Genomic DNA, 22,901 nt, shown 5'->3' with positions numbered 1-22,901 from the left:
ACACAGAAGCAGAGCAACCATTTACATACTTGTTTGGACAATATTCCGCTTTGGCCGTGGGGGCTGAACAAGGGGTGAGTTAATGCAGGTTCTGCAAATCCGACCAAGGGAACAAATCAGCGTGGATCAGGATCGGCTGGGCGCGCTTTATACGCAACTGGGCGAAGCGGGGGCCGAAGATGTGGTCTGCCGCGCCCTCGAAGATCTGGCGCGGCGTTTGACCCAATGCGAACAGAAATTTCGCGATGCCGCCTGGCCCGATCTACAGAAAAGTGCGCGGTCCTTGATCGCGGTCGCCGACCAGATCGGGATGGCGGATCTGGCCAAGGTGGCAGGGGATGTCGTGCAATGCGTGGCCAACAACGATGCAACCGCGCTTGCGGCAACGCTTTCGCGGCTGTTTCGCATTGGCGAGCGTTCATTGACCGCAATCTGGGATATTGACGACATGCCCGAATGATCCCGGCCTGAGATGGCTTGCGGGTGTCGCTGGAACGGGTAGGCTGGGCGCGAGAATTAACCAGTAAGAAAGCGCCCCATGCCACCTCGTTTTGCATCCGATACCACATCTGCCCTGCCGCTTCATGTGATTGCCGAGGATGGGCTTGGGGCGTGGACGGCGGACCAACCGGAGGCCGTGCAAAACTGGATCGCTGCGCAGGGGTTTACCGGGGGGCTGGGTCAAGCCTTGGCGATACCGGCGGCGGACGGATCTGTGATGATGGCGCTGGCCGGATACGGCACGGCGGCGTCCCGCAAGCGGGGACGGTTCCATTTGGCTGGCGCTGCAGCCAGGCTCCCCAAGGGGGTATACAAGATTGCGTCTGGCCTACCGGACGATCAACAGGCCGTCGAGGCACTGGGCTGGTTGTTGGCCAGCTACAGTTTTGACCGCTACAAAACCCAAATACCAATGGCGGCAGAATTGGTCGCGCCTAAAGCAGTGACTGCATCCGAGGTAGAGGCGCTGGCCGCGGGGGAATGCCTGACCCGGGATTTGATCAACACGCCAGCATCCGACATGGGCCCGCCCGATCTGGAACAAGCGGCGCGGGATCTGGCAGGGGCACATGGGGCAAAGATCAAAGTGATCACTGGCGACGCGTTGCTGGAACAGAACCTGCCGATGATCCATACCGTTGGCCGCGCGGCGGACCGCGCACCGCGTTTGATTGACATGCGCTGGGGGGATACCGGGCCCACGCTGACGCTGGTCGGCAAGGGCGTGTGCTTTGACACCGGCGGTTTGAACCTCAAGCCCGGCGCGTCAATGGGGCTGATGAAAAAGGACATGGGCGGGGCAGCCGCAGTGCTGGGTCTGGCGCATATGATCATGGCAACGGGCCGGAAACTACAGCTGCGGGTGTTGATCCCAGCGGTGGAAAACGCCGTATCCGGCAATGCCTTCCGTCCACAGGATATCCTGACCTCGCGCAAGGGTCTGACGGTTGAAATCAACAACACCGATGCCGAAGGGCGGCTGGTTCTGGCCGATGCATTGGCTTTGGCGGACGAAGAGAAACCCGATCAGATAATTTCCATGGCCACGCTGACTGGCGCGGCGCGTGTCGCGGTGGGGCCGGACCTCGCGCCCTATTTCTCGGACGATGCCGGATTCGTAACGGCGTTGGAAACAGCGGCGGCGGCGCAGGCCGACCCGGTCTGGCGTTTGCCGTTTCATGATCCTTACGAGGCGATGATCGAACCGGGCATTGCCGATCTGGACAATGCGCCGAAGGGCGGCTTTGCCGGATGTATCACTGCCGCATTGTTCCTGCGCCGGTTTGTCACGGACAGCCGTTATGCCCATTTTGATATCTATGGCTGGCAGCCAGCAGCAGCCCCCGCGCGGCCCAAGGGCGGCATTGGCCAGGCGACCCGCGCACTTTATGCCGCCCTGGACGGGATCTTGGCCCCATGACCGACAGACGCCTGACCCCAGATCCGGACAAATCCAACCGCGCCGATCCGGCACAGATCACCGCCAGCGTTGCCGATCTTTGCCGGAGTCCCGCTGGGCCGCGCGACAGACAGCTGATCTACGGCGATGTAGTGACTGTGCTGGGCGATGAAGGGGATTGGCGATATGTGCAATCGGCCAAGGATGGCTATTGCGGCTATGTTCGGAGCGTGACCTTAGGTCCGCAACTAGAGCCCAGTCACCAGGTCTGTACCCCGGCAACGCACGCCTATGAAAGGGCTGATTTCAAATCCCCCGATCTGATCTCGCTCAGCTTTGGCAGCCGGATCAAGGTCACGGATGTGGTGGGAAATTATGCCCAGACCTGCCTTGGCTATATCCCAATCAATCATCTGGAACCTGTGGACACCCGGTATTCCGATCCCGCAGAGGTCGCGGCCCGTTTTCTTGGCACGCCCTATCTTTGGGGTGGCAATAGCCGTTGGGGCATTGATTGTTCAGGCTTGGTTCAGGCCGCGCTTTTGGCCTGCGGGACGCCCTGCCCTGCCGACAGCGACCAGCAGGCGACATTGGGCCATGCCACCAATGAGGTTTACCAGCGGAATGATCTGCTGTTCTGGAAGGGGCACGTGGCGATTGTAAGTGATCCGCAAACCATTCTTCATGCCAATGCAGGCGCGATGAGCACAGTTTATGAACCGATTGAGGATGCAATCACACGGATTGAGGCGCAGGGCGATGGGCCAGTGACCGGCCATCGCCGCCTTTGAGGTCCATCAATCGACGGATCGGATCAGCTTGCGTTCCAACACCCGCAAGACCGCTTTGAGATCGTGGCCGCGACGCATGATCTGGCCGCCCGTGCCAACAATCGCATACATGCCTTGCTTGTTGCGCAGCTTTGGCCGTTTCTCGATACGGTAAAGCGGAATTTCAGCGGTCCGCCGGAATACCGAAAAGACGGCCACTTCCCTCAGGCAGGATATCCCGTAATCGCGCCATTCGCCGGCTGCGACCATGCGGCCATACAACGATAGGATCACGGATAGCTCTGTGCGATGAAAGGCAACTTGTTCGGGCGGGCGCTCAAACGGGGTGACCTGGGGAGGGGAATGCATCGTCATATGGATACAGTTGCGCTGTTGGCGCGACAAATCAAGCCCGGCAATGGATCAAAAGGATTGAAAGCGTTACAAAGTTGTGCAAATGTCCCGATTTATGAAACATATGTGCGACATGAAATGACCCCTCAAACCTGTGCCGAAAAATGTGCCGAGATCATGTATGCCAAAGATCCCGCCTCAAGCGGGCTGGGCATGCAAATCACCAAGATAGCGCCGGGTCAGGCAACTCTGACCATGCGGGTGCGTCCTGATATGCTGAACGGACACGGGATATGCCATGGCGGATTTACCTTTGCACTGGCCGACAGCGCCTTTGCTTTTGCCTGCAACACCTACAATCAACTGACCGTCGCCCAGCAGAACCAAATCACCTATCTTACCCCCGGTGCCGATGGTGAGTTGTTGACCGCCACGGCCGCCGAAGTGTCAAGAACGGGACGATCCGGCGTTTATGATGTCACGGTCACCGGAGAAGACGGCCGGACCATTGCCCTGTTTCGCGGATTGTCACGCACCGTCAAAGGTCAACATTTCCCCCAAGAGGTTCCATCCTGATGAAAGATCTGACGCCCGCGAAATCCACATTGGATCCGATTGAAATTGCCAGCCGCGACGAAATTGAGGCGCTACAGCTTGAGCGGATGAAGTGGTCACTGCGCCATGCGTATGACAACGTGCCTTTTTACAAGGACAGTTTTGATGCGGCGGGTGTGCATCCGGATGATCTGCACTCTCTGGCTGATCTGGCGAAATTTCCCTTTACGGTTAAGAACGACCTGCGCGACAACTATCCCTTTGGCCTCTTTGCCGTGCCCCGTGAACAGGTGGCGCGGCTGCATGCTTCGTCCGGTACGACAGGCAAGCCGACGGTTGTGGGTTATACCAAGAAAGATCTGGACAACTGGGGTTCCGTTGTGGCGCGGTCATTGCGGGCGGCCGGTCTTTGCCCCGGAGACATGCTGCACAACGCCTATGGCTACGGGTTGTTCACTGGCGGGATGGGCATCCATCTGGGGTCTGACTATCTGGGACTGACGACGGTGCCTGTCTCCGGCGGTATGACCCCCCGACAGGTGAGATTGATCGGTGATTTTCAACCCAAAGGGATCACCGTAACCCCGTCTTATGCCCTGTCCATTCTGGACGAATTCGCCGCGCAGGGGGTCGATCCGCGCGACTCTTCGTTGCAGGTCGGCATCTTCGGCGCCGAGCCATGGACCAACGCCATGCGGCTTGAGATCGAAGAGGCTTTCGATATGCATGCGGTGGATATCTACGGCCTGTCCGAAGTGATGGGGCCGGGTGTGTCAATGGAATGCGTGGAGACAAAGGACGGGCTGCACATCTGGGAAGACCATTTCTACCCGGAGATTATCAACCCTGACACCGGAGAACCCGTTGCCGATGGGGAACGGGGGGAGCTGGTTTTCACCTCCTTGACCAAAGAGGCCTTTCCGATCATCCGATACCGGACTCGCGATTTGACCCGGCTGCTGGCCGGGACGGCGCGGTCCATGCGGCGGATGGAAAAGGTCACCGGGCGCACCGATGACATGATCATCCTGCGCGGCGTGAATATCTTTCCAACCCAGATCGAAGAAGAGCTCATGGAGGTCAAATCATTGGCCCCGCACTTCCAGATCGAGTTGAGCCGTCCGGACCGGATGGACCAAATGCGCGTGATCTGCGAATGCGCGGATGCGTCCATGTCGGATGAGACCCGCGCCGCCGCCGCCAGACAATTGTCTGCCAAGGTCAAACAAACCGTAGGCGTCAGTATCAAAGTGGATGTGGCTGATGTTGGCGGTGTGCCGCGATCCGAAGGAAAGGCCGTTCGGATCGTCGATAACCGCCCCAAGGGTCAGTAACAGGCCAGTTTTGCAATCTTGCCCTGCGCGTCGATCTCAGCATTCAACCGTGCAGGGTTGAAATCCATCGTCACGGCATCACCAGGGTGAATAATGCGCAGTTCCTTGTTGATGACAGACAATGCGGCCTCGGGCTTGCCCAGCAAACTGCGCCACTGGTCCGCACCGCAGGCATTGATAGCAGGCTCTGCGCTGCATCCGGCCAGAACCAGCAGCGTCAATGCGATGCATCCCCTCATACTCCGTACCTCGCCAGAAAGGTATCGACAGCATTTTCCACGACATAGTGGATTTCTTCTTCGCTGACTGTTTGCACCACGCCAAAAATCAAACGGGTCCAGATGTCTGCCTTGCACAGATCGCCGAATTGATCCGCCGCCAGTAGCTTGTCCTTAATCCGCAGCTCGCCCCGCGCTTCGGCCATTTCGAAGTATTCGGCCATCTCGGCACGCATCACAGCGGGACCGGAATTGTAGAATTGTTGCCCCAGTTCGGGGAACCGGTCCTTCTCTGCAACGCACATGCAAAAGATTTGCTGTCCGAACTTGGAGGTGATGAACCTGACAAAATGGCAGCCGGTTTGCATCAACACCTCGCGCGGCGGCGCTTCGAGATCTATATTGTCCATCGCCTCGTCCGATTGCCGGCAACATTCGGCATTGGCCACTTCGAGGAAAAGCAGACGTTTGTCAGGGAAATAACTATAGAGGGTGGCTTTGGATACGGCAGCAACGCGGGCGATTTCATCCACGCTGGCCCCTTCAAAGCCGTCAGCCATAAACACCTCGCGGGCACCGGCAAGAACCTGATCGAACTTACGGCCTTTGCGAATCTGCTGTGCGAGTGCTGTCATGGAAACTCCAGAATGTTGAATATGAGAATATAAACCGTTTTGTTTAGTTCCAAGGAATAAATCCCTTTCCGTCACGCAAAGTCGGTTGTTCCTGTTGCCCGCAAGTATTAGAATCATTCTAAACCGCTAGAGGATACTGCCATGCGCTTCTCGCTCGCCCGTAAACGTTTCAAGGATTTGACTGAACAAGAGATTCTGGCGCTTGCCATTTCCTCTGAGGAAGATGATGCACGGATTTACCGTGGATATGCAGAAAATCTGCGTGAAGATTTTCCCGACACCGCCGCCGTGTTTGATGGCATGGCCAGCGAAGAAGACACGCACCGCAAACGGTTGATTGATCTTCACGAGGCGCGGTTTGGGTCCACCATTCCGCTGATCCGGCGCGAGCATGTGTCGGGCTACTACGCCCGCCGTCCGGTCTGGCTGGTCGAAAACCTCGGGCTTGAACGCATCCGCGAAGAAGCCGCCGCCATGGAACGGGACGCAGAGGCCTTTTACCTGGCAGCAGCCGCGCGGACATCTGACACAGCTACACGGAAACTCTTGGGCGATCTGGCCGCAGCTGAGGCTGGGCATCAATCGACGGCGGCAGAGCTTACCGAGACCCATTTGTCCGGCGATGCCCAGACAGAAGAGGACAGCCGTGCGCATCGGCAATTTATCCTGACATGGGTACAGCCGGGGTTGGCGGGGCTGATGGATGGGTCTGTCTCGACCCTTGCGCCCATTTTCGCCACCGCCTTTGCCACGCAAGACACATGGACAACCTTTCTGGTGGGATTGGCGGCCTCCGTCGGGGCCGGGATTTCCATGGGCTTTACCGAGGCGGCCTCTGATGACGGGGAGCTGTCGGGGCGGGGATCGCCGTGGAAGCGCGGCTTTGCCTCAGGGATTATGACCACGGTCGGGGGATTGGGCCATGCCCTGCCCTATCTGATCCCGGATTTCTGGACCGCCACGATCACTGCCTTTGTCGTCGTCTTTATCGAGCTATGGGCGATTGCCTGGATTCAGAACAAATACATGGAAACGCCGTTCTTCCGTGCCGCCATGCAGGTCGTGCTGGGCGGTGCGCTCGTCTTCGCTGCGGGTGTTCTGATCGGATCGGGCTGACGGGCCGCAGAGGCACCTTGCGCCCGACCCTCTGGCTGGTTACCCAAGGCTATGCTGGCGATCTTTTTCAAGACCTTGCCGTTCTTTTTGCTGATCGGTCTGGGATACTGGGCCGGGCGCACCCGCTTTTTCAGTGAAGAAGCGACCGCCTACCTCACCAAATTCGTATTCTACTTTGCCCTCTCGGCCATGTTGTTCCGGTTTTCGGCAAACCTGTCGCTGGCCGAGGTCTGGGACGGGCGTTTGATCGCGGCCTATCTGTGGGGTACGGCGTTTGTTTACGGGATCGCGACCATCGTCGGCTTTCTGCGCGGTTTGGACGTGCCGACCACCGCGATTGAGGCGCAATGCGCCGCCATCGGAAATACCGGGTTTCTGGGCGTTCCAATGTTGACCCTGCTGCTGGGTGCGGAGGCGATTGGTCCGGTTCTGTTGGCGCTGGCGGTAGATCTGATCGTGTTCTCCAGCCTTATTGTGATTTTGATCACCGGTGCGCGGGACGGCCAGATCAGCCTGCGCATGATCCGGTCTATTGCCCTGGGTCTGTTGCGCAATCCAATGATTGTGGCGATCTCGCTTGGGTTTGTCTGTGCCGGTTTCGCACTTCCGATCCCTGAGCCGATCAATGATTTTCTGGCCATCCTGGGCGGCGCCGCCACCCCCGGCGCCTTGTTTGCCATCGGCGCGTCGCTCGCCTTTAAATCGGCGGAACGGATCGAAGTGGCAGGCTGGCTCAGCTTTTGCAAACTGGTGTTGCATCCGTTGCTGGTTGGTATTGCCGCGCTTTATATATTCGATGTGGACCCGTTCAAGGCTGGCGTGATCATTGCAGTTTCCGCCCTGCCCGTGGCGGGCAATGTGTTTATCCTCGCCCAGCATTATGGCGTAGCCCCGGTACGCGTTTCCACCGCCATTCTATTTTCCACAGCCCTCAGCATTGTCACCGTCAGCCTTGTGATCGCGGGGGTGACAGGGGGCTGATCTTTCCAGTACTGACTGTTGCAAGGTCCGGCCCGGCGCGGCGGACATGACAAAAGGATCCGACGATGAAAACCATTTCTGAAAATGCCTGTTTTGGTGGCACGCAAGGTGTCTATTCCCACAGTTCAGAGGCATGTAATTGCGAAATGACCTTTGGGTTGTTCCTGCCAGAAGAGGCCCGCGATGGGCCGGTGCCAGTGCTGTGGTACTTGTCGGGCCTGACCTGCACACATGAAAACGCGATGACCAAGGCAGGTGCGCAATCATGGGCTGCCGAACACGGGATCGCGCTGGTGTTTCCTGATACTTCTCCGCGCGGTGACGATGTCGCCGACGACGAAGCCTATGATCTGGGAAAGGGGGCCGGGTTTTATGTCAACGCCACCCAAGGCCCCTGGCAGACACATTTTCAGATGTGGGATTATATCGCAGAAGAACTGCCCGCATTGATCGGCGCGAATTTTGCCATTGACCTGACGCGGCAGGGCATCACAGGCCATTCGATGGGTGGCCATGGGGCGCTGACATTGGCGATGAACCTGCCGGGGCGGTTTACGTCTGTCTCGGCCTTTGCGCCGATTGCCACCCCAACCGCAAGCGATTGGGGCCGCAAACAATTGACCGCCTATCTGGGCGAGGATGACGCGGCATGGGCCAAACACGACGCAACCTTGCTGATGCAGGAAAAGGGCTTTGACGGACCTATCCTGATTGACCAAGGCGCATCGGATCAGTTTCTGGACCTGCTCAAGCCCGAGGCACTGGCCGCCGCGATTGCCGCCAAGCGACAGCAAGCCACGTTCCGGATGCAGCCGGGCTATGACCACAGCTACTTCTTTGTCTCGACCTTCATAGAAGATCACATCGCCTTTCACGCCGATGCGCTTTATGGGGTTTGAGGCCATTGACCGCGCTCTATATTGACGCCGACGCCTGCCCCGTCAAAGCGGAGGCAGAACGGGTCGCAACCCGTCACAAGGTAAGGATGTTTGTGGTGTCCAACGGCGGATTGCGGCCCTCGCAAAATCCGCTGGTTAAAACCGTGATCGTACCTGATGGGCCGGATGTGGCGGATATGTGGATCGCGGACCGTGCAGGCACTGGCGATGTGGTTGTCACCGGCGACATCCCCCTTGCCGCCAAATGTGTGGAGGCGGGCGCCAAAGTGCTCAAACACAATGGCGAGGCATTGACGGCGGCCAATATCGGCAACGTTCTTGCAACCCGAGACTTGATGGCGGATCTGCGGGCCGCTGATCCATTCAGACAAGGCGGCGGCAAAGGGTTTACCAAGGCTGACCGGTCCCGTTTTCTGGACGCATTGGAGCGGGAGCTGCGTGCAGCAGCGCGGTTATGAGCGTTTTCTGTCAAGGTAAACGGATGGAGACATTGAAAGTTTCCAATGCCAGGAGGGCAGACAAATGACACCCCAAGCCGTGGTTTTTGACATCGGCAATGTTCTGATCGAATGGCTGCCAGAGCGGTTTTTTGACGCGCAGATAGGCGAAGCCCGCCGCCGCGCGATGTTTGCAGAGGTTGATCTGCACGGCATGAACGACCGTATTGATCGCGGCGAGACGTTCCGTGATGTGATCTATGACACCGCTGAGATCTATCCGCATTGGCGTGCAGAGATCCAGCTCTGGCACGACCGCTGGATCGACATCGCCGCCCCCGTGATCGACCATTCCGTGCGCCTGATGCAGGCTCTGCAACGCGCCAATGTTCCGGTGTTCTCCCTCACCAACTTCGGCATTCAGACCTATGATCTGGCGGCAGAACGCTACCCGTTTCTCCGGCAGTTCGACGGGGACTATATCTCGGGTCATTTGGGGGTCATCAAGCCGGATGCGGGCATCTATGCCGCGCTTGAGGATCGCAGCGGCGTTGATCCAAAGGCGCTTTTGTTCACCGATGACCGGATCGACAATATCAACGCTGCCGCAGCACGCGGCTGGCAAACCCACCATTTCACCGGACCGGAAGGCTGGGCCAATCGGCTGGTGATGGCGGGGCTTTTGACCGAAGAGGACGCAAAATGACTGACATTCCCTTTATCCCTTTTGACGCGGGCGAGGCGGTGCTGGACTGGATCGGCCTGACGGACGCATTGGCTGCCGGTCACACCCTGCCCAAGGCCGAGATCGGTGATACCTTTCTCTATCGGGGTGATGACACCTTGCTCAGCCGGGCTGCATGGATCGACGGTCTGGGGATTGCAGTCAAATCCGCCACGGTTTTTCCGGGCAATCCGGCCAAAGGCACCCCGATGATCAATGGCGGGCTGAACCTATACGCTGATGCGAACGGCATGCTTGAGGCAATTGTTGACTTTCATCTTGTGACCAAATGGAAAACCGCCGGTGATAGCTTGCTTGCCGCGCGGCGACTGGCCCGACCAGACAGCAAGAACATCCTGATCGTCGGTGCAGGCAATCAGGGCCGCGCCCTGCATGCCGCATATCGTGCGGTGTTTCCTGATGCGCAGTTTACCGTCTGGAACCGCAGCCCCGGCAACGCTGAAAAAATGGCTGCTGAAACTCCGGGCTTGCGCGTTGCCACGGATCTGCAAGCCGCGGTGGGGGTTGCGGACATCATCACCAGCGCCACCATGTCCACCGATCCGCTGATCAAGGGCGATTGGCTGCAACCGGGGCAGCATGTCGACCTGATTGGCGCCTACCGACCCGATATGCGTGAGGTGGATGATGGCGCGATCATCCGTGCGCGGGTTTTTGTGGACAGTTTTGACACCACGATAGGTCACATCGGAGAGATCAACATCCCGCTTGAATCAGGTGTGATTGCCCGCGAACATTTGATCGCTGATTACTACGATCCGGGTAACTTCAACCGTTCGTCGGATGACGAAATCACCCTGTTCAAGAACGGCGGCGGGGCGCATCTGGATTTGATGACCAGCCGCTATATTCTGGACCGTTGGCGCAGCCGTTAGGCTGTCACCAACCCTTCGAGGCGACGTTCACGGATCGGCAGATGCACAATGGCGCTGAATGCGCCGACGCCAACGCCGATCCACCAAACGGCAGTGTAACTGCCAAAGGCATCATACATCCGCCCGCCCAGCCAGACGCCAAGAAAACTGCCCAATTGGTGGCTGAAAAAGACGATGCCATAAAGTGTGCCCATGTAACGCAGCCCATAGATATGCGCGACCAGCCCCGAGGTCAGTGGCACCGTGGCCAGCCATAACGAACCCATCCCGACCGAAAACAGAATGACCGAAATCGGCGTGATCGGGAACATGATGAACAGCGCGGCGATGATGGTACGACCGACATAAATACCGGCCAGCAGATACTTCTTGGAATACCGCTTACCCGCCCAACCGGCGGTCAGCGTTCCGACGATATTGGCCAGTCCGATCAGGGAAATCGCCACCGCCCCCAATGCCGAGGTGGTGGTTATCCCAACGCTATGCAGAACCCCACCCGCAAGGATGGGACCGCACAGCTCAGTCACAAAGGCGGGGAAATGGGCCGTGATAAACCCAAGCTGGTAGCCGCAGGAAAAGAACCCCAGAAAAATCATTGTATAGGACGGATCTCGGGCCGCCTTGATCAGGATTTGTCCAAGGCTTTCTTCCAGCTCCGCCTTGGTCGCAAGCGCGGGTGCCCGCATCATCGGCAAGGTCAGGATCATCGCCATGACGGCCACCGCGAACACGACAAACACACCTTGCCAGCTCATGAAACCCAGCATCCATTCGGCAATCGGTGCCCCGAAAATCTGACCACCGCTGCCCGCCGCAGTAACAATGGCAAGAGACATTGACCGGTTTTCATCCGATGAGGCCCGACCAACAACCGCAAGAATTACACCAAAGCCGGTGCCTGCAATCCCGAATCCCACCAGCCAAGCGTAGGCTTGATGCTCAAGCGGAGTGACGGAGTTGGCCGAAAGCAAAAGACCGGCAGCATAGACAATCGCGCCGATAATGATGGCCCGCCGGTCACCGATCTTTTCCGCCAATGCACCAAAGATCGGCTGCCCAATGCCCCAAGCCAGGTTCTGGATCGCGATAGCCAGTGAGAATTCCGCCCTCAACCAGCCAAACTCTTCAGCAATCGGGATCTGAAAAACACCAAAGGAGGCCCGCACCGCGAAACTGACCATGATGATCACACAGCCCACGATCAGGACGGGCGTAAACAAAGGGGAACGTTCTTGCATGATGGCTCCGATGCGGGGGGCGTCCGGCCAGATTACGCACAGATCGCGCAGGGTCAAATCAAGCATTGTGATGGCGCGCGAAGGGGGATTGATGAATGCCAAAACCATGATCAACCAATGTGTCCTGTCGGCGACAATGCCTTGGCTTTCATCCAACAAGCTGACATCGAGCCGAATTTGACTTAGACTTTCGCAAGAGAGGAGACATCATGGCAGAGCGTGTGGTTGGCGGATGCAAATGTGGGCATGTCCGTTATGAGGGCACCCGGCACAGCGCGGCGACGTTTCGGTGCCATTGCCGCGATTGCCAGAAGCTGACTGGTTCCGGGCATTCTGAAATGCTGCCACTTGAAATTGACACCTTCTCGATCAGCGAGACCTGCAAAGTTTTTGAAATGCAGGGCGGGTCCGGGCAACCGACCTACAGCGGGTTTTGCCCCAATTGCGGATCGCAATTGACCCGGCGCAGCACGCGTATGAGTGACAGGGTCTACGTGCACGCATCCTCGCTGGATGATCCGGCCCATTACGCGCCGGAGAAATCCATCTATACTGATGCCGCGCAACCTTGGGACACAGATGGGATCATCAAGCCTTCGTAAGGTCAGGGCACTTTTCAATCTCCCACCGGGGCGATAAGCCTGTGGTATGACCAGCTTGCGCGAAACCTATGACCGGATGATTGCCGAAGGCAGCTTGCGGCCCGATCCGGCCCAGGAAGCCGTTTTGCCGGAGTTTGACCGCATCCGTGATGCGTTGATGCAACCTGTGAAAAAAGGTCTGTTCCGCAAAGCGCCAGAACCGCCCAAGGGGCTTTATCTTTGGGGCGGTGTAGGGCGCGGCAAATCCATGTTGATGGATATGTTTGTCGATCATCTGGATGATATTCCGGCCCGGCGAGTGCATTTTCACGCGTTCATGCAGGAGATTCACGCGGCCATGCATGAGGCCCGTAAAACCGGTGTGGACGATGCCATCGCGCCGGTGGCTGCGGATGTGGCCAGCTCTGTTCGGCTGCTGGCGTTTGACGAGATGCAGATCACCGATATCACCGATGCGATGATTGTCGGGCGGCTGTTTGAGGCGCTTTTTGCGGCGGGGGTTGTTGTGGTAACCACCTCGAACCGGCTGCCTGATGATCTGTACAAAGACGGATTGAACCGAAATCTGTTTGTACCCTTCATCGAACTGATCAAAGACCGAATGGTGGTGCATGAACTGATCAGTCCCACCGATTACCGGCAAGACCGCCTGGCGGGCAGTCAGATTTATTTCACCCCCGTGAACGCAGAAAGCCGGGCCGCCATGGATGCGGTTTGGGACGATCTTGCGGGCGGTGCCGGCACGCCCATGGTTTTGCACGTCAAGGGCCGAGAAGTGGAGATTCCGCAGTTCCGCAACGGGATGGCGCGGGCACGTTTCCATGAGCTCTGCGGCAGGCCGCTTGGCCCAGCGGATTATCTGGCGTTGGCGGAAGCCACGCGGGTGTTGCTTCTGGACAACATTCCACAGCTGGGCCGCTCAAACTTTAACGAGGCAAAGCGTTTTGTTACTCTGATTGATGCCCTCTACGAGGCGCATGTCCGATTGATTTGTTCTGCTGCCGCCTCTCCCGAAATGCTCTATGTTGAGGGGGAAGGCACATTCGAGTTTGAGCGCACAGCCTCACGGCTGCGCGAGATGCAATCCGAAGATTGGGCTGATCAGGATTCGATCGCCAAATAGGTTTCGCTGTCAGTCATCGGGACATCTGGATGATAGGGTGCATTGCCTTGATAAAGCAGCCAAAGTCCGCCCACCACAATCGCCAGACCAACCGCCACAAAGACCATTTGTGACACTGTGCGGTCATCCATTTCAGCGGACGGAGTCCGCCCGACATTTTCTTGATAACTCATCTTGCTCGCCCTCCACAGCATTCAGTTTTTTGTGGTCAAGCCACGCCTGAATTAGAGCCAGCATACACTAAAATTTCGTTTATGTGCAGAGATTAGTTACAAGGAGCCTACATCTAGTGGTTTTCGCGCAAGATCGCACCAGCCAGATAAAGCGACCCGCAGATCAAAACACGGGCGTGTGGATCTTTGGCAACGATGTCTGCGAGTGCCTGTGCAACACTTTCTGCCTCAAAGGCTACCATCCCCTCGGCCCGCGCCGCAGCGGCGGTTTCAGAGGCCGCAAGGGTTGCACTTTCGCCGGGAATGGAAACCGCATGCAGGCTTTTGGCGTGGGCCGCCAATGGCCGCAGATAGCCGCCGATGTCTTTTGTGTTCAACATCCCGCAAATCAGATGGGTGGACCGTGCGCCGCGCTCTGACAGGACCGATGCGATGGCCTCGCCTGCTGCGGGATTGTGCCCACCATCCAACCATAGCTCTGCATCACCGGCAATCTCGATCAGCGGGCCACCTTTGAGGCGTTGCATCCGCGCAGGCCAGAACGCTTTGGTCACTGCGGCCTCGCAGGCTGCCTCATCCGCGCCAAGATGGCGCAATGCGGCCAGTGCCGCGCCGGCGTTTTGCACCTGATGCGCGCCCGGCAGGTTTGGCAAGGGCAGATCCAGCAACCCGTTTTCATCCTGATAGACAAGGCGGCCTGCTTCGGTTCCGACGTGCCAATGCTGCCCATAGGCCAGCACCGGTGCCATGTTGCGGGCCGCGACTTGCTCCATCACCTCAAGCCCGGCATCGTCTTGCGGGCCAATGATGCAAGGCACGCGCCGCTTGATGATACCGGCCTTTTCGCCTGCGATCTCTGCCAGTGTTTCACCCAGAAACTGCTGATGATCCACCGAGACAGGCGTGATGATGGTGAGCGCCGGAGTGTCGATGACATTGGTGGCATCGAGCCGTCCGCCCAGCCCCACTTCAAGCAGGGTATAATCCGCCTTGGTCCGCGAAAACGCGAGCATCGCAGCAGCAGTCGTGATCTCGAAATAGGTGATATTCTCGCCGTTGTTGGCGGCGTAACATTCATCCAGCACCGCCGTGAGCGCTTCTTCTGAAATCAGCTCCCCCGCCAATCGAATACGTTCGTGAAACCGCGCCAAGTGGGGGGAAGTATAGGCGTGCACGGTCTTGCCCATCCCCTCAAGCCCGGCGCGGATCATCGCTTGGGTGGACCCCTTGCCATTGGTACCTGCAATGTGGATCACGGGCGGCAGATCGTTTTGCGGATTGCCCAGCGCATCCAACAACCGCCACAGCCGATCCAGCGTGAGGTCGATGATCTTGGGATGCAGCGCCATCATCCGGTCTAGGATGGCGTCAGATGTGGCCGCGCTCATTTCTTGGGATCAGCAGGTTTTGAGTCAGTTTTGGCCGTGTCGCCGCTTTTCCCGTCTTCCACAACTTCGGGTGCGGGCAGATCGCCGCGTACGGCAGGTGACAGGCCAAGCAACATCCGGGTAATCGTGATCAGCTCGTCGCGCATTTCGGTGCGGGGCGTCACACGGTCCAGCATCCCGTGATCCAGGAGGTATTCGGCCCGCTGGAAACCATCGGGCAATTTTTCACCGATGGTTTGTTCGATCACGCGCGGCCCGGCAAAGCAGATCAGCGCGTTGGGTTCGGCGATATGCACATCGCCCAGCATCGCATAGCTGGCCGTAACACCGCCCGTGGTGGGGTGGGTCAACACGACGATATAGGGCAGACCCGCCTCTTTGAGCATCTGAACCGCAACCGTGGTGCGCGGCATTTGCATCAACGACAAGATGCCCTCTTGCATCCGTGCGCCGCCCGCAGCGGAGAACAGGATCAGCGGGCGTTTGAGTTTCACGGCTTCTTCGGCAGCGGCAATAATTGCATTGCCGACATACATGCCCATAGACCCGCCCATAAAGCTAAAGTCCTGTGCGGCGGCAACAATCGGTGTGCGCCCCATCTCACCATGCGCGACCAGCATGGCTTCGGCTTCGCCTGTTTGCTTTTGCGCCGCTTTCATACGGTCGGGATATTTCTTTTGGTCTTTGAAATGCAGGGGGTCCGGCGTCGGCGCAGGTACCTTGATCTCTGAAAAGATACCGCCGTCAAACAAAGCCTTGAACCGCTCACGTGGCGAGATCGCCATGTGATGTCCGCAATTGGTACAGACATTCAGGTTATCAGACACCTCGCGATGAAACAGCATGGTGCCGCATTCATTGCACTTGGTCCACAGATTGTCCGGCGTTTCGCGGCGCGAGAAGATCGAGTTGATCCGTGGCCGGACGTAGTTCGTGATCCAGTTCATACATAGCCCCTGATGGCAAAACTGTTTTCCAAATAAGACCCTGCTGCACAAATTGCAATCAGCGGCGTATCGCAACCCTTGCTGCCAGCCATGAGACAAACATCAGCGCAAAATCCACAGGAAGCCATGCCCGCACTGCGTCAGCATCGGCCATCCCGAAGGGGGAATGATACAGCGCCAGCCCGGAAAGGTCATCGGGCAATGACACAATGAGGATTGCAGTGACGTTGTTCCACAAATGCACCGCGATGGCCGGACCCAATGATCCGGACCGTGCCGTCAGATCAGCCATCAACATCCCGAAAACCCCCGCCCAAAGGGCTATAAACAGGGCGTTGTCACCGGCAGAATCTGGCAGGTAGTGCCCCGCCGCAAACAGCAAGGATGGCAAAACCATCCAGATCCAGGGCGAGCGGAACCGCGCCGCCAATTGTTGCTGGATATAGCCGCGAAACACCAGTTCTTCGGCGCCGACCTGTACCAGCACTCCCAAAAGCGAGAAAGGCAGCAAAACCATCCAATGCCCAAAGGGCACATTTTCCGTAAGCGAGCCGCCCATATCCCACGGCGGCAAAATGGCGAGAAAAACGCCCAAGGCGATCATGGCTATGCTGACGGCGCGAAAATCGGACAGCGCCAAACCCAGCGGCCCAAACAGGGTCAACATGGACCGGCTGTGCAGCAGCCGGACGGAGATACCAACCGCCATGGCCATAAATCCAAAGCTGAAAAGCAGCAGCAGCATGGCCCGCGGTGAGGTGCCGTCTGCCAGCTCGTTATAAAGGGCATAAGCCCCGTCTCCGGCCAGCCCATAAACCAGTTGAAAGAACATCTGGTTCAGTGCGACATAGCCGACAACAGCCAGGGTCAGACCGGCCAGAAACCGCCAAAGCGCCGGTTTCTTGCGGGCGGGTGCAATGAATATTTCATGCAGAAGATAGGCGGGTTGCTGGTTCATTCCGCGGGCTTATCAGCTGTCTCGAGGCTTTCTTCAAGGCGCAGCATTCCTTGCGGCATCTGTACCCGCGCCTCGCGCAGGATATCGGCAAGTTCGGTCAAATGGCCCGCCACAGTTTCCAGAAGTTTGAGCAGCACGGTGCGATCACTTTCAACGACCGCGCGGAATTGTTCGGCCCCGATCCGCAGGAATTGCACAGCCTCCACTGCATCCAGATCAAGCTGGCGCGGCTCGTTTTGAATGATCGACAAATCCCCGATCAGTCGCCCCGGCTCCACGAAGGAGATGTGATGTGCCTGACCGTCGCCATCGGTCCAGCTCATCTCGGCTTTTCCGGACAGGCAAAGATAGGCCGCATCAGGGCGTTCGCCCTGACTGAAAATCCGCTCGCCCGGCTCAGCGCTGTACCATTGCGCGGCAAAGGCCAGCAAACGCCGATTGCGCGGGCTGAGGCTGCCGAACAATTCGTTACGCGAAATGATCCTGAGCTTGCGGCGCAGATCGTCGCTGACATCGGGGTCGTCTTCATCCTGACCTGCCCCATCCAACCGGCCATCACGGATCTCGACATAGACATCGAATTCTTCGGGATTTGGGAAACTGTCCTGAATAAAGATCAACGTCGTATTGGGCAGGAGATCATGCAATCGGTTGCGGATCTGGGCATGGTTGGCCTGTTCCTGTCCGCCCATGGTCTGGTTAAACACCATCACATCGGGACGTTTGATCGCCGCCCGACCAAAGGCGGCACGTTCTTGAAAGGCCGCAGGCAGGTTTGCACCGCCGATCGCCGTCGGAATATCAAACAGATTGACCGAAACCTGCCGTTTCAGATTGTGTTTCAGCAAAATGTCCGCGACGACCTCTTGCACCTTATCGGCCTGCAATCCCGCCATTGAGGAAAATCGTCCATAGATCAGATTTTCCAAGATGGTCAGACGCGGCAGATAGTTTTCAGGAGAAATCGGTACAAACATCCCCTTCGCCTGTTCCCGCAGGAACGGACCATTGGTTTTGCGGATGGTCAGGATTTCTTCCTTGAAGCTTTCAGGGAAAGACGGGCCAATTTGCTCTGCGGTCAACGCAAAAGGCACCGTTAGCAACAGCGCAAATTCTTCGCCGGTCAAGGCATTGTCACCCCTGTCACGGCGTCGGTTGGCGATGTCGACAAGCTGTTCGTAAAGGTCTTCTTCGATGCCCAGCGCGGTAAAAAGCGGATGATCCGTGCCGTCCATCCCAAAGGTCTGGTGCAGCGTTTCCACCAAGGTTTGCGAGATCGCGATGCCCTGCTCGGCCAAGCCCTGTTCCACAAACATCGACAAAAAGGATTTTTCGGCGACAAGGCCTTGCTGGCTGATGTCACGCACAGGCGCGGCAAAGATAAGGTTGCCGCCCAGCGGCACCGCCGGATTGAACTTTTCGGGGTCGAAGCGGTGAACGGCCTTGTCCAGTCCCTCCTCCTTAAGCCGCTGCGCAACCTCTTGGCGCAGATCGACAATCCGCCGTGCCAGGTCGGGATATTTTTCCGGATCCATGCGCGAGTTCAGCATGCGGTGAAAGATCAAATCGGCGGTGCCCAATGCCTCGGTGATTTCAAGCCAGAATTGGTTGATTTCATCTGCTGATCCCAGATCGGCCAGCTCGGGATCAAGCCAATCGGCCACTGTGCTATCGGGACTGTTGCCAGATCTGCGCGCCTCGATTCCGCGGCGATCCTTGTGCGCAGGATCCCACAACACCGTCTTGGGGCTGGTCCGCAGGGGCATCAACAGATTGTCCCCGATGTTCCCCTTAAAAATATAGGGCTGCGCGTGGGCGTAACCGATGCGCGCCGCAATAACCGCCTGATGAAGCCCGCTGAGGTCGTGCCCGGCCATGGTGATCTTGCCCCTAGTCGGGATCACTTCGCGGGTCAGAACCTCGGACAGGGCCGTCCGCTCTGCCTGGCTTTCCATCTGAATGGCAACCTGACTGCCCGGCGGCAATTTCAGCGAAATGTCCTGAAGGATCATATTGCCATCTGAGTTGCGCACCGAAACGTTGCGCAGTTCAATCTCGCCGCGCAGATGCGGGATTTCATTCGGGGTGCCTTCAAACAGCGCTTCGTCAATCACGCCTGACGGATTGAACCGCTCTGTCACGATGTCCCAGCGCAGCGACATGTCCTGCGTCTGGTTGTAGTAAGTCAGCAGCTCCTTCCAGGGGCTCGACAGATCCTTGTAGGCCGCCAGTGCGGCAACCAAGGCACCAACCGTGATCTGCCCCTTGATCGCCAGATAGCCGCCAACCGCGTAAAAGAAGAATGGTGTCAGCTGGGTGATGAAGTTGTTGAGGAACTTCATAAAGAATTTCTTTTGGTAGATGCGAAAGCGCACATCGAAAAGACGGCCCAAACGGTCGGTGAAATGCGCCAAGCGGAAGCGCCAACCGCCATTTGTCCGCAGATCCGTGATCCCTGCCGCCGTTTCACCGATCTCGGCGGCAAACTGGCGCACCTCGCCGATGCGTTCCTTGTTCAGCAAATTGATCTGTCGTTGCAACAGCGGGATCAGCCACGCTTGCAAGGGGATCAGGGCAACGCCCGCAAGCCCGAACCAGATGGATTGCATGAAAAGAAAGGTCACGATGATCAGCATCTGGCCCGCCTGAAACACCGGCTGTGCCACCGCGTCACCCATCAGCCCGCCCATCGGCTCGGCCTCAGATGTCACCATGCTGACCAATTCGCCCTGGCTGGTGTTCTGAAAATAGCTGCGGGGAAACCGCATCATGCGGCTGACCAACTGAAACCGGAAACGCCGCAAAAGCCGTTCGGCCAGAATCCCCTTCATCGTGTTAAGCCGCATTTTCAGCAAGCCATGCACCAAGACGGAGCCGAGATAGGCAAAGCACAGACCAAACAGAAACTGCACCTGCGTCATTTCGACATCGAACACGGTGACGACGCTACCGGTGGCCCCGATGGCATCGTTGATGATCCGTTTGGGCAGTTCCAGCGTGGCATAAAGAAACGGAAAGGTGAAAACCGTAAAGGCCAATAAGAACAATTGCTCGCGGCGGGAATACTTCCAAATAAAGGAAAATAGGCTGGGTTCCATGCACCGCTCTTTCACTGGGCCTGTGGGGCGTGGACATGCCCATTGTTGTGGTTTTGTAAATTTAAGGCCGCTTGGTGTGTATTACAACATAGCCGCTTGGCCTTGCAGCAGCGCGATTGCACGACTAGACCAAGAGCAAACCAGTATTTCAGGCCTATCTTCGGGAGCTTCGCCATGTCCACCAACCAACGTTTTGACAAATCCAAACTGCCCAGCCGCCATGTGACCGAAGGCCCGGCACGCGCGCCGCATCGGTCCTACTACTATGCGATGGGCATGACGGACGTGGAAATCCACCAGCCGCTGGTCGGCGTTGCGACCTGCTGGAACGAGGCCGCCCCCTGTAACATCGCATTGAACCGTCAGGCACAGGCCGTGAAGATTGGCGTGAAACAGGAGCAGGGTTCACCCCGCGAATTCACCACCATCACTGTGACGGACGGTATCGCAATGGGCCACGAAGGCATGCGGTCTTCGCTGGCCTCCCGCGAGGCGATTGCCGATACGGTTGAGCTCACGATGCGCGGCCACTGCTACGATGCCTTGGTGGGTCTCGCCGGTTGTGACAAATCCCTGCCCGGAATGATGATGGCAATGATCCGTCTGAACGTCCCTTCGGTGTTCATGTACGGCGGTTCGATCCTGCCCGGCAAGGCACCAGAGGGCGCGGATGTGCCTGCGGCGTTTGCGGATCGTGACCTGACCGTTCAGGATATGTTCGAAGCTGTCGGCAATTGGCAGGGCGGCACCATGACCGAGGCCGAGCTTGAAATCCTTGAGCGGGTCGCTTGCCCCTCTGCCGGTGCTTGCGGCGGCCAGTTCACCGCCAACACCATGGCCTGTGTCTCCGAGGCAATCGGCCTTGCGCTGCCAAACTCTTCCGGTGCGCCTGCCCCTTATAAGTCCCGCGACGAATATGCCGTGGCTTCCGGTGCGGCAGTGATGAACCTGATCGAGAAAAACATCCGCGCGCGTGACATCTGTACCCGTGAGGCGTTTGAAAACGCCGCGCGTATTGTGGCTTGCACGGGCGGCTCCACCAACGCAGGTTTGCACCTGCCCGCCATGGCGCATGAGGCAGGGATCGAGTTTTTCCTTGACGATGTTTGCGAGATTTTCCGCGACACGCCGCATTTCGTAGATATGAAACCGGGCGGCGCATACGTTGCAAAAGACCTCTTTGAAGCGGGCGGTGTTCCGGTTGTGATGAAGGAGCTGCGCAAGGCTGGCCTGATCCATGCCGACTGCATGACCGCCACAGGCTATTCCATGGGTGAAGAGCTGGACAAGATCGAGCGTGAAGCGGACGGCAAGGTGATCCACGCGGTTGAAAATCCGATCAGCACCACAGGCGGTGTTGTTGGCCTCAAGGGCAACCTGGCCCCCGAAGGCGCAATCGTGAAAATCGCTGGCATGTCCGACGAAGACATTGTGTTCACTGGCCCAGCCCTGGTGTTTGAATGCGAGCAGGACGCTTTCGAAGCGGTGCAGAACCGCACCTATTCGGAAGGCGACGTGTTCGTGATCCGCAACGAAGGACCACGCGGCGGCCCCGGCATGCGCGAAATGTTGGCAACCACAGCGGCTTTGTCCGGTCAGGGCATGGGCAAGAAGGTCGCCCTGATCACTGACGGTCGTTTCTCCGGCGCGACGCGCGGGTTCTGTGTGGGTCACGTAGGCCCAGAGGCGGCGCTTGGCGGGCCGATTGGACTGCTGAAGAACGGCGATATGATCACCCTCAACGCGGTTGAAGGGTCGATCACTGTTGATCTGACCGACGAAGAGCTGGCCAGGCGCAAGGCGGAATGGTCCGGCCCGCGTCCGACAAACTATGCCTCTGGCGCGCTGTGGAAATACGCACAGCTTGTTGGCCCAACCTATCTTGGCGCGGTCACACATCCTGGCGCAGCGGCGGAAACGCATGACTACATGGACCTGTAAAGGCCCAGCCGCAGCCATTGTTGCCCTGTCCCTCCTCGCGGGTTGCGAGGCAGGACAGGGTGCATCATTTCTTGACGGTCTGAACCTGCCGGCGGCCACACCGGGTCCAAGAGCGGCGCCCGTCACCGAGGCCCAGATGATGGGCAAAGGCTTTACGCTTGTCGCACCAAAGGGCTATTGCATCGATCCCAAGAACCTGACCGCGCGTTTTGCGATCATGGCCCGTTGCGATGTTTTGGGGCAGTCCAGCAGTTCGCGTGGTGCGCCACTTGGTATCATCACCGCAAGCATTTCGGCCACCACGCCCGGCACCACCTTGCCCACACCGGACCAAAGCGCCCGGGCCATGGGGCTCAGGGACGTTCACAACACAACCCGGCACAGCAAAAGCGTGGTATTCCGCGCCACTGGCACTGCCCCCACGCAAGATGTGGCAGACCAGCAATGGCGAGGCACAGCCCTTATTGGGGGTTATGTGATAGGTCTTGCAGTCTATGGGCCAAAGAACGGCGCCGCCGTATCGGGCGAAGGCGGGGCGCTTTTGTCAGCCTTGATTACCGGATCGCGGGCGCGAAACGCGGATTAATTGTTTCCAAACTGGAAACGTGCCCTGA

The 22,901-nt window shown here is 58.0% G+C and carries 24 protein-coding genes; 15 read left to right on the top strand and 9 right to left on the bottom strand.

Going from position 1 to position 22,901, the window contains the following annotated elements:
- Positions 1-82 precede the first annotated feature (82 nt).
- The 3 genes from JNX03_RS14585 to JNX03_RS14575 all read left to right on the top strand — a co-directional run bounded on the left by JNX03_RS14585 (position 83) and on the right by JNX03_RS14575 (position 2,691).
- On the top strand, positions 83-460 hold the full coding sequence (locus JNX03_RS14585; RefSeq protein WP_203209743.1) for a hypothetical protein: 378 nt from the start codon (positions 83-85) through the stop codon (positions 458-460).
- 78 nt (positions 461-538) lie between these two features.
- A complete protein-coding gene (locus JNX03_RS14580) occupies positions 539-1,921 on the top strand; it encodes a leucyl aminopeptidase family protein (protein ID WP_203209742.1) in 1,383 nt (460 codons plus the stop codon).
- A complete protein-coding gene (locus tag JNX03_RS14575; protein ID WP_203209741.1) occupies positions 1,918-2,691 on the top strand; it encodes an NlpC/P60 family protein in 774 nt (257 codons plus the stop codon). Before JNX03_RS14580 ends, JNX03_RS14575 begins: the two co-directional genes overlap by 4 nt.
- Before the next feature lie 6 nt (positions 2,692-2,697).
- On the opposite strand, the gene JNX03_RS14570 is transcribed toward JNX03_RS14575, so the two are convergent.
- Complete coding sequence (locus JNX03_RS14570) at positions 2,698-3,045, bottom strand: DUF2794 domain-containing protein (RefSeq protein ID WP_409202362.1); 348 nt, start codon at positions 3,043-3,045, stop codon at positions 2,698-2,700.
- Between the two features lie 117 nt (positions 3,046-3,162).
- Here JNX03_RS14570 and paaI point away from each other — a divergent pair, with 117 nt between their 5' ends.
- Positions 3,163-3,600, top strand: coding sequence for a hydroxyphenylacetyl-CoA thioesterase PaaI (gene paaI, locus JNX03_RS14565; RefSeq protein ID WP_203209739.1), 438 nt, complete (start codon positions 3,163-3,165; stop codon positions 3,598-3,600).
- The gene (gene paaK, locus JNX03_RS14560) at positions 3,600-4,913 is read left to right on the top strand and encodes a phenylacetate--CoA ligase PaaK (RefSeq protein WP_203209738.1); all 1,314 of its coding nucleotides are present in this window, start codon (positions 3,600-3,602) and stop codon (positions 4,911-4,913) included. Before paaI ends, paaK begins: the two co-directional genes overlap by 1 nt.
- On the opposite strand, the gene JNX03_RS14555 is transcribed toward paaK, so the two are convergent.
- Together JNX03_RS14555 and JNX03_RS14550 are read right to left on the bottom strand one after the other, a co-directional pair.
- Positions 4,907-5,152: an I78 family peptidase inhibitor gene (locus JNX03_RS14555; RefSeq protein ID WP_203209737.1), complete on the bottom strand. Its 246-nt coding sequence runs from the start codon at positions 5,150-5,152 to the stop codon at positions 4,907-4,909. The genes paaK and JNX03_RS14555 overlap by 7 nt on opposite strands.
- Positions 5,149-5,766 carry a TetR/AcrR family transcriptional regulator gene (locus JNX03_RS14550; protein ID WP_203209736.1) on the bottom strand — a complete coding sequence of 206 codons (618 nt, stop codon included), beginning with the start codon at positions 5,764-5,766 and terminating at the stop codon, positions 5,149-5,151. Before JNX03_RS14550 ends, JNX03_RS14555 begins: the two co-directional genes overlap by 4 nt.
- A 141-nt stretch (positions 5,767-5,907) precedes the next feature.
- Here JNX03_RS14550 and mbfA point away from each other — a divergent pair, with 141 nt between their 5' ends.
- From mbfA to JNX03_RS14520, 6 genes are all read left to right on the top strand, one after another.
- Complete coding sequence (mbfA, locus tag JNX03_RS14545) at positions 5,908-6,882, top strand: iron exporter MbfA (protein WP_203209735.1); 975 nt, start codon at positions 5,908-5,910, stop codon at positions 6,880-6,882.
- A gap of 51 nt (positions 6,883-6,933) precedes the next feature.
- Positions 6,934-7,863 carry an AEC family transporter gene (locus tag JNX03_RS14540; protein ID WP_203209734.1) on the top strand — a complete coding sequence of 310 codons (930 nt, stop codon included), beginning with the start codon at positions 6,934-6,936 and terminating at the stop codon, positions 7,861-7,863.
- Positions 7,864-7,928: 65 nt separating this feature from the next.
- Complete coding sequence (gene fghA / locus JNX03_RS14535; protein ID WP_203209733.1) at positions 7,929-8,762, top strand: S-formylglutathione hydrolase; 834 nt, start codon at positions 7,929-7,931, stop codon at positions 8,760-8,762.
- Positions 8,763-8,767: 5 nt separating this feature from the next.
- Entirely contained in the window at positions 8,768-9,220 is a 453-nt protein-coding gene (locus JNX03_RS14530; protein WP_203209732.1) for a YaiI/YqxD family protein, read from the top strand.
- Between the two features lie 64 nt (positions 9,221-9,284).
- On the top strand, positions 9,285-9,905 hold the full coding sequence (locus JNX03_RS14525) for an HAD family hydrolase (RefSeq protein ID WP_203209731.1): 621 nt from the start codon (positions 9,285-9,287) through the stop codon (positions 9,903-9,905).
- Positions 9,902-10,819 (top strand): ornithine cyclodeaminase family protein, encoded by a 918-nt coding sequence (locus JNX03_RS14520; protein ID WP_203209730.1) that lies wholly within the window; start codon positions 9,902-9,904, stop codon positions 10,817-10,819. Before JNX03_RS14525 ends, JNX03_RS14520 begins: the two co-directional genes overlap by 4 nt.
- Here JNX03_RS14520 and JNX03_RS14515 read toward each other — a convergent pair.
- Positions 10,816-12,057 (bottom strand): MFS transporter, encoded by a 1,242-nt coding sequence (locus tag JNX03_RS14515; protein WP_203212257.1) that lies wholly within the window; start codon positions 12,055-12,057, stop codon positions 10,816-10,818. The two genes, JNX03_RS14520 and JNX03_RS14515, sit on opposite strands and share 4 nt — an antisense overlap.
- A gap of 209 nt (positions 12,058-12,266) precedes the next feature.
- On the opposite strand from JNX03_RS14515, the gene JNX03_RS14510 reads away from it, so the two are divergent.
- Positions 12,267-12,659 carry a GFA family protein gene (locus tag JNX03_RS14510; RefSeq protein WP_203209729.1) on the top strand — a complete coding sequence of 131 codons (393 nt, stop codon included), beginning with the start codon at positions 12,267-12,269 and terminating at the stop codon, positions 12,657-12,659.
- A 46-nt stretch (positions 12,660-12,705) separates the two neighbouring features.
- Positions 12,706-13,782 carry a cell division protein ZapE gene (zapE, locus tag JNX03_RS14505; protein ID WP_203209728.1) on the top strand — a complete coding sequence of 359 codons (1,077 nt, stop codon included), beginning with the start codon at positions 12,706-12,708 and terminating at the stop codon, positions 13,780-13,782.
- Here zapE and JNX03_RS14500 read toward each other — a convergent pair.
- The 5 genes from JNX03_RS14500 to JNX03_RS14480 form a co-directional block, all read right to left on the bottom strand.
- Positions 13,761-13,955, bottom strand: a complete 195-nt coding sequence (locus tag JNX03_RS14500; protein WP_203209727.1) for a hypothetical protein — start codon at positions 13,953-13,955, stop codon at positions 13,761-13,763. The two genes, zapE and JNX03_RS14500, sit on opposite strands and share 22 nt — an antisense overlap.
- A 113-nt stretch (positions 13,956-14,068) precedes the next feature.
- Positions 14,069-15,343, bottom strand: coding sequence for a bifunctional folylpolyglutamate synthase/dihydrofolate synthase (locus JNX03_RS14495; RefSeq protein WP_203209726.1), 1,275 nt, complete (start codon positions 15,341-15,343; stop codon positions 14,069-14,071).
- Positions 15,340-16,290, bottom strand: coding sequence for an acetyl-CoA carboxylase, carboxyltransferase subunit beta (gene accD, locus JNX03_RS14490; RefSeq protein ID WP_231024179.1), 951 nt, complete (start codon positions 16,288-16,290; stop codon positions 15,340-15,342). The genes JNX03_RS14495 and accD overlap by 4 nt, the downstream gene beginning before the upstream one ends.
- Positions 16,291-16,348: 58 nt before the next feature.
- Entirely contained in the window at positions 16,349-17,248 is a 900-nt protein-coding gene (locus JNX03_RS14485) for a CPBP family intramembrane glutamic endopeptidase (protein WP_203209725.1), read from the bottom strand.
- Positions 17,245-20,346 (bottom strand): ABC transporter transmembrane domain-containing protein, encoded by a 3,102-nt coding sequence (locus JNX03_RS14480; protein ID WP_203209724.1) that lies wholly within the window; start codon positions 20,344-20,346, stop codon positions 17,245-17,247. Before JNX03_RS14480 ends, JNX03_RS14485 begins: the two co-directional genes overlap by 4 nt.
- A 174-nt stretch (positions 20,347-20,520) precedes the next feature.
- On the opposite strand from JNX03_RS14480, the gene ilvD reads away from it, so the two are divergent.
- A complete protein-coding gene (gene ilvD / locus JNX03_RS14475) occupies positions 20,521-22,287 on the top strand; it encodes a dihydroxy-acid dehydratase (protein WP_203209723.1) in 1,767 nt (588 codons plus the stop codon).
- A complete protein-coding gene (locus tag JNX03_RS14470) occupies positions 22,268-22,873 on the top strand; it encodes a hypothetical protein (protein WP_203209722.1) in 606 nt (201 codons plus the stop codon). Before ilvD ends, JNX03_RS14470 begins: the two co-directional genes overlap by 20 nt.
- Positions 22,874-22,901 lie beyond the last annotated feature (28 nt).

This window comes from Sulfitobacter mediterraneus, from assembly GCF_016801775.1.
In the GTDB taxonomy this organism is placed as follows: domain Bacteria; phylum Pseudomonadota; class Alphaproteobacteria; order Rhodobacterales; family Rhodobacteraceae; genus Sulfitobacter; species Sulfitobacter mediterraneus_A.
Note: the sequence above shows the minus strand (reverse complement) of the source record. Positions and strands in the feature narration are given on the sequence as shown.

What these genes read in the sequence shown, in the direction of transcription:
- JNX03_RS14555 (WP_203209737.1), bottom strand. Translation starts at nt 5,152, where the DNA reads ATGAGGGGATGCATCGCATTGACGCTGCTGGTTCTGGCCGGATGCAGC.
- JNX03_RS14540 (WP_203209734.1), top strand. Translation starts at nt 6,934, where the DNA reads ATGCTGGCGATCTTTTTCAAGACCTTGCCGTTCTTTTTGCTGATCGGT.
- JNX03_RS14495 (WP_203209726.1), bottom strand. Translation starts at nt 15,343, where the DNA reads ATGAGCGCGGCCACATCTGACGCCATCCTAGACCGGATGATGGCGCTG.
- JNX03_RS14570 (WP_409202362.1), bottom strand. Translation starts at nt 3,045, where the DNA reads ATGACGATGCATTCCCCTCCCCAGGTCACCCCGTTTGAGCGCCCGCCC.
- JNX03_RS14510 (WP_203209729.1), top strand. Translation starts at nt 12,267, where the DNA reads ATGGCAGAGCGTGTGGTTGGCGGATGCAAATGTGGGCATGTCCGTTAT.
- JNX03_RS14480 (WP_203209724.1), bottom strand. Translation starts at nt 20,346, where the DNA reads ATGGAACCCAGCCTATTTTCCTTTATTTGGAAGTATTCCCGCCGCGAG.
- mbfA (WP_203209735.1), top strand. Translation starts at nt 5,908, where the DNA reads ATGCGCTTCTCGCTCGCCCGTAAACGTTTCAAGGATTTGACTGAACAA.
- zapE (WP_203209728.1), top strand. Translation starts at nt 12,706, where the DNA reads ATGACCAGCTTGCGCGAAACCTATGACCGGATGATTGCCGAAGGCAGC.
- JNX03_RS14485 (WP_203209725.1), bottom strand. Translation starts at nt 17,248, where the DNA reads ATGAACCAGCAACCCGCCTATCTTCTGCATGAAATATTCATTGCACCC.
- paaK (WP_203209738.1), top strand. Translation starts at nt 3,600, where the DNA reads ATGAAAGATCTGACGCCCGCGAAATCCACATTGGATCCGATTGAAATT.
- JNX03_RS14585 (WP_203209743.1), top strand. Translation starts at nt 83, where the DNA reads ATGCAGGTTCTGCAAATCCGACCAAGGGAACAAATCAGCGTGGATCAG.
- JNX03_RS14580 (WP_203209742.1), top strand. Translation starts at nt 539, where the DNA reads ATGCCACCTCGTTTTGCATCCGATACCACATCTGCCCTGCCGCTTCAT.
- JNX03_RS14515 (WP_203212257.1), bottom strand. Translation starts at nt 12,057, where the DNA reads ATGCAAGAACGTTCCCCTTTGTTTACGCCCGTCCTGATCGTGGGCTGT.
- JNX03_RS14525 (WP_203209731.1), top strand. Translation starts at nt 9,285, where the DNA reads ATGACACCCCAAGCCGTGGTTTTTGACATCGGCAATGTTCTGATCGAA.
- fghA (WP_203209733.1), top strand. Translation starts at nt 7,929, where the DNA reads ATGAAAACCATTTCTGAAAATGCCTGTTTTGGTGGCACGCAAGGTGTC.
- JNX03_RS14520 (WP_203209730.1), top strand. Translation starts at nt 9,902, where the DNA reads ATGACTGACATTCCCTTTATCCCTTTTGACGCGGGCGAGGCGGTGCTG.
- ilvD (WP_203209723.1), top strand. Translation starts at nt 20,521, where the DNA reads ATGTCCACCAACCAACGTTTTGACAAATCCAAACTGCCCAGCCGCCAT.
- paaI (WP_203209739.1), top strand. Translation starts at nt 3,163, where the DNA reads ATGACCCCTCAAACCTGTGCCGAAAAATGTGCCGAGATCATGTATGCC.
- JNX03_RS14550 (WP_203209736.1), bottom strand. Translation starts at nt 5,766, where the DNA reads ATGACAGCACTCGCACAGCAGATTCGCAAAGGCCGTAAGTTCGATCAG.
- JNX03_RS14575 (WP_203209741.1), top strand. Translation starts at nt 1,918, where the DNA reads ATGACCGACAGACGCCTGACCCCAGATCCGGACAAATCCAACCGCGCC.
- accD (WP_231024179.1), bottom strand. Translation starts at nt 16,290, where the DNA reads ATGAACTGGATCACGAACTACGTCCGGCCACGGATCAACTCGATCTTC.
- JNX03_RS14470 (WP_203209722.1), top strand. Translation starts at nt 22,268, where the DNA reads ATGACTACATGGACCTGTAAAGGCCCAGCCGCAGCCATTGTTGCCCTG.
- JNX03_RS14500 (WP_203209727.1), bottom strand. Translation starts at nt 13,955, where the DNA reads ATGAGTTATCAAGAAAATGTCGGGCGGACTCCGTCCGCTGAAATGGAT.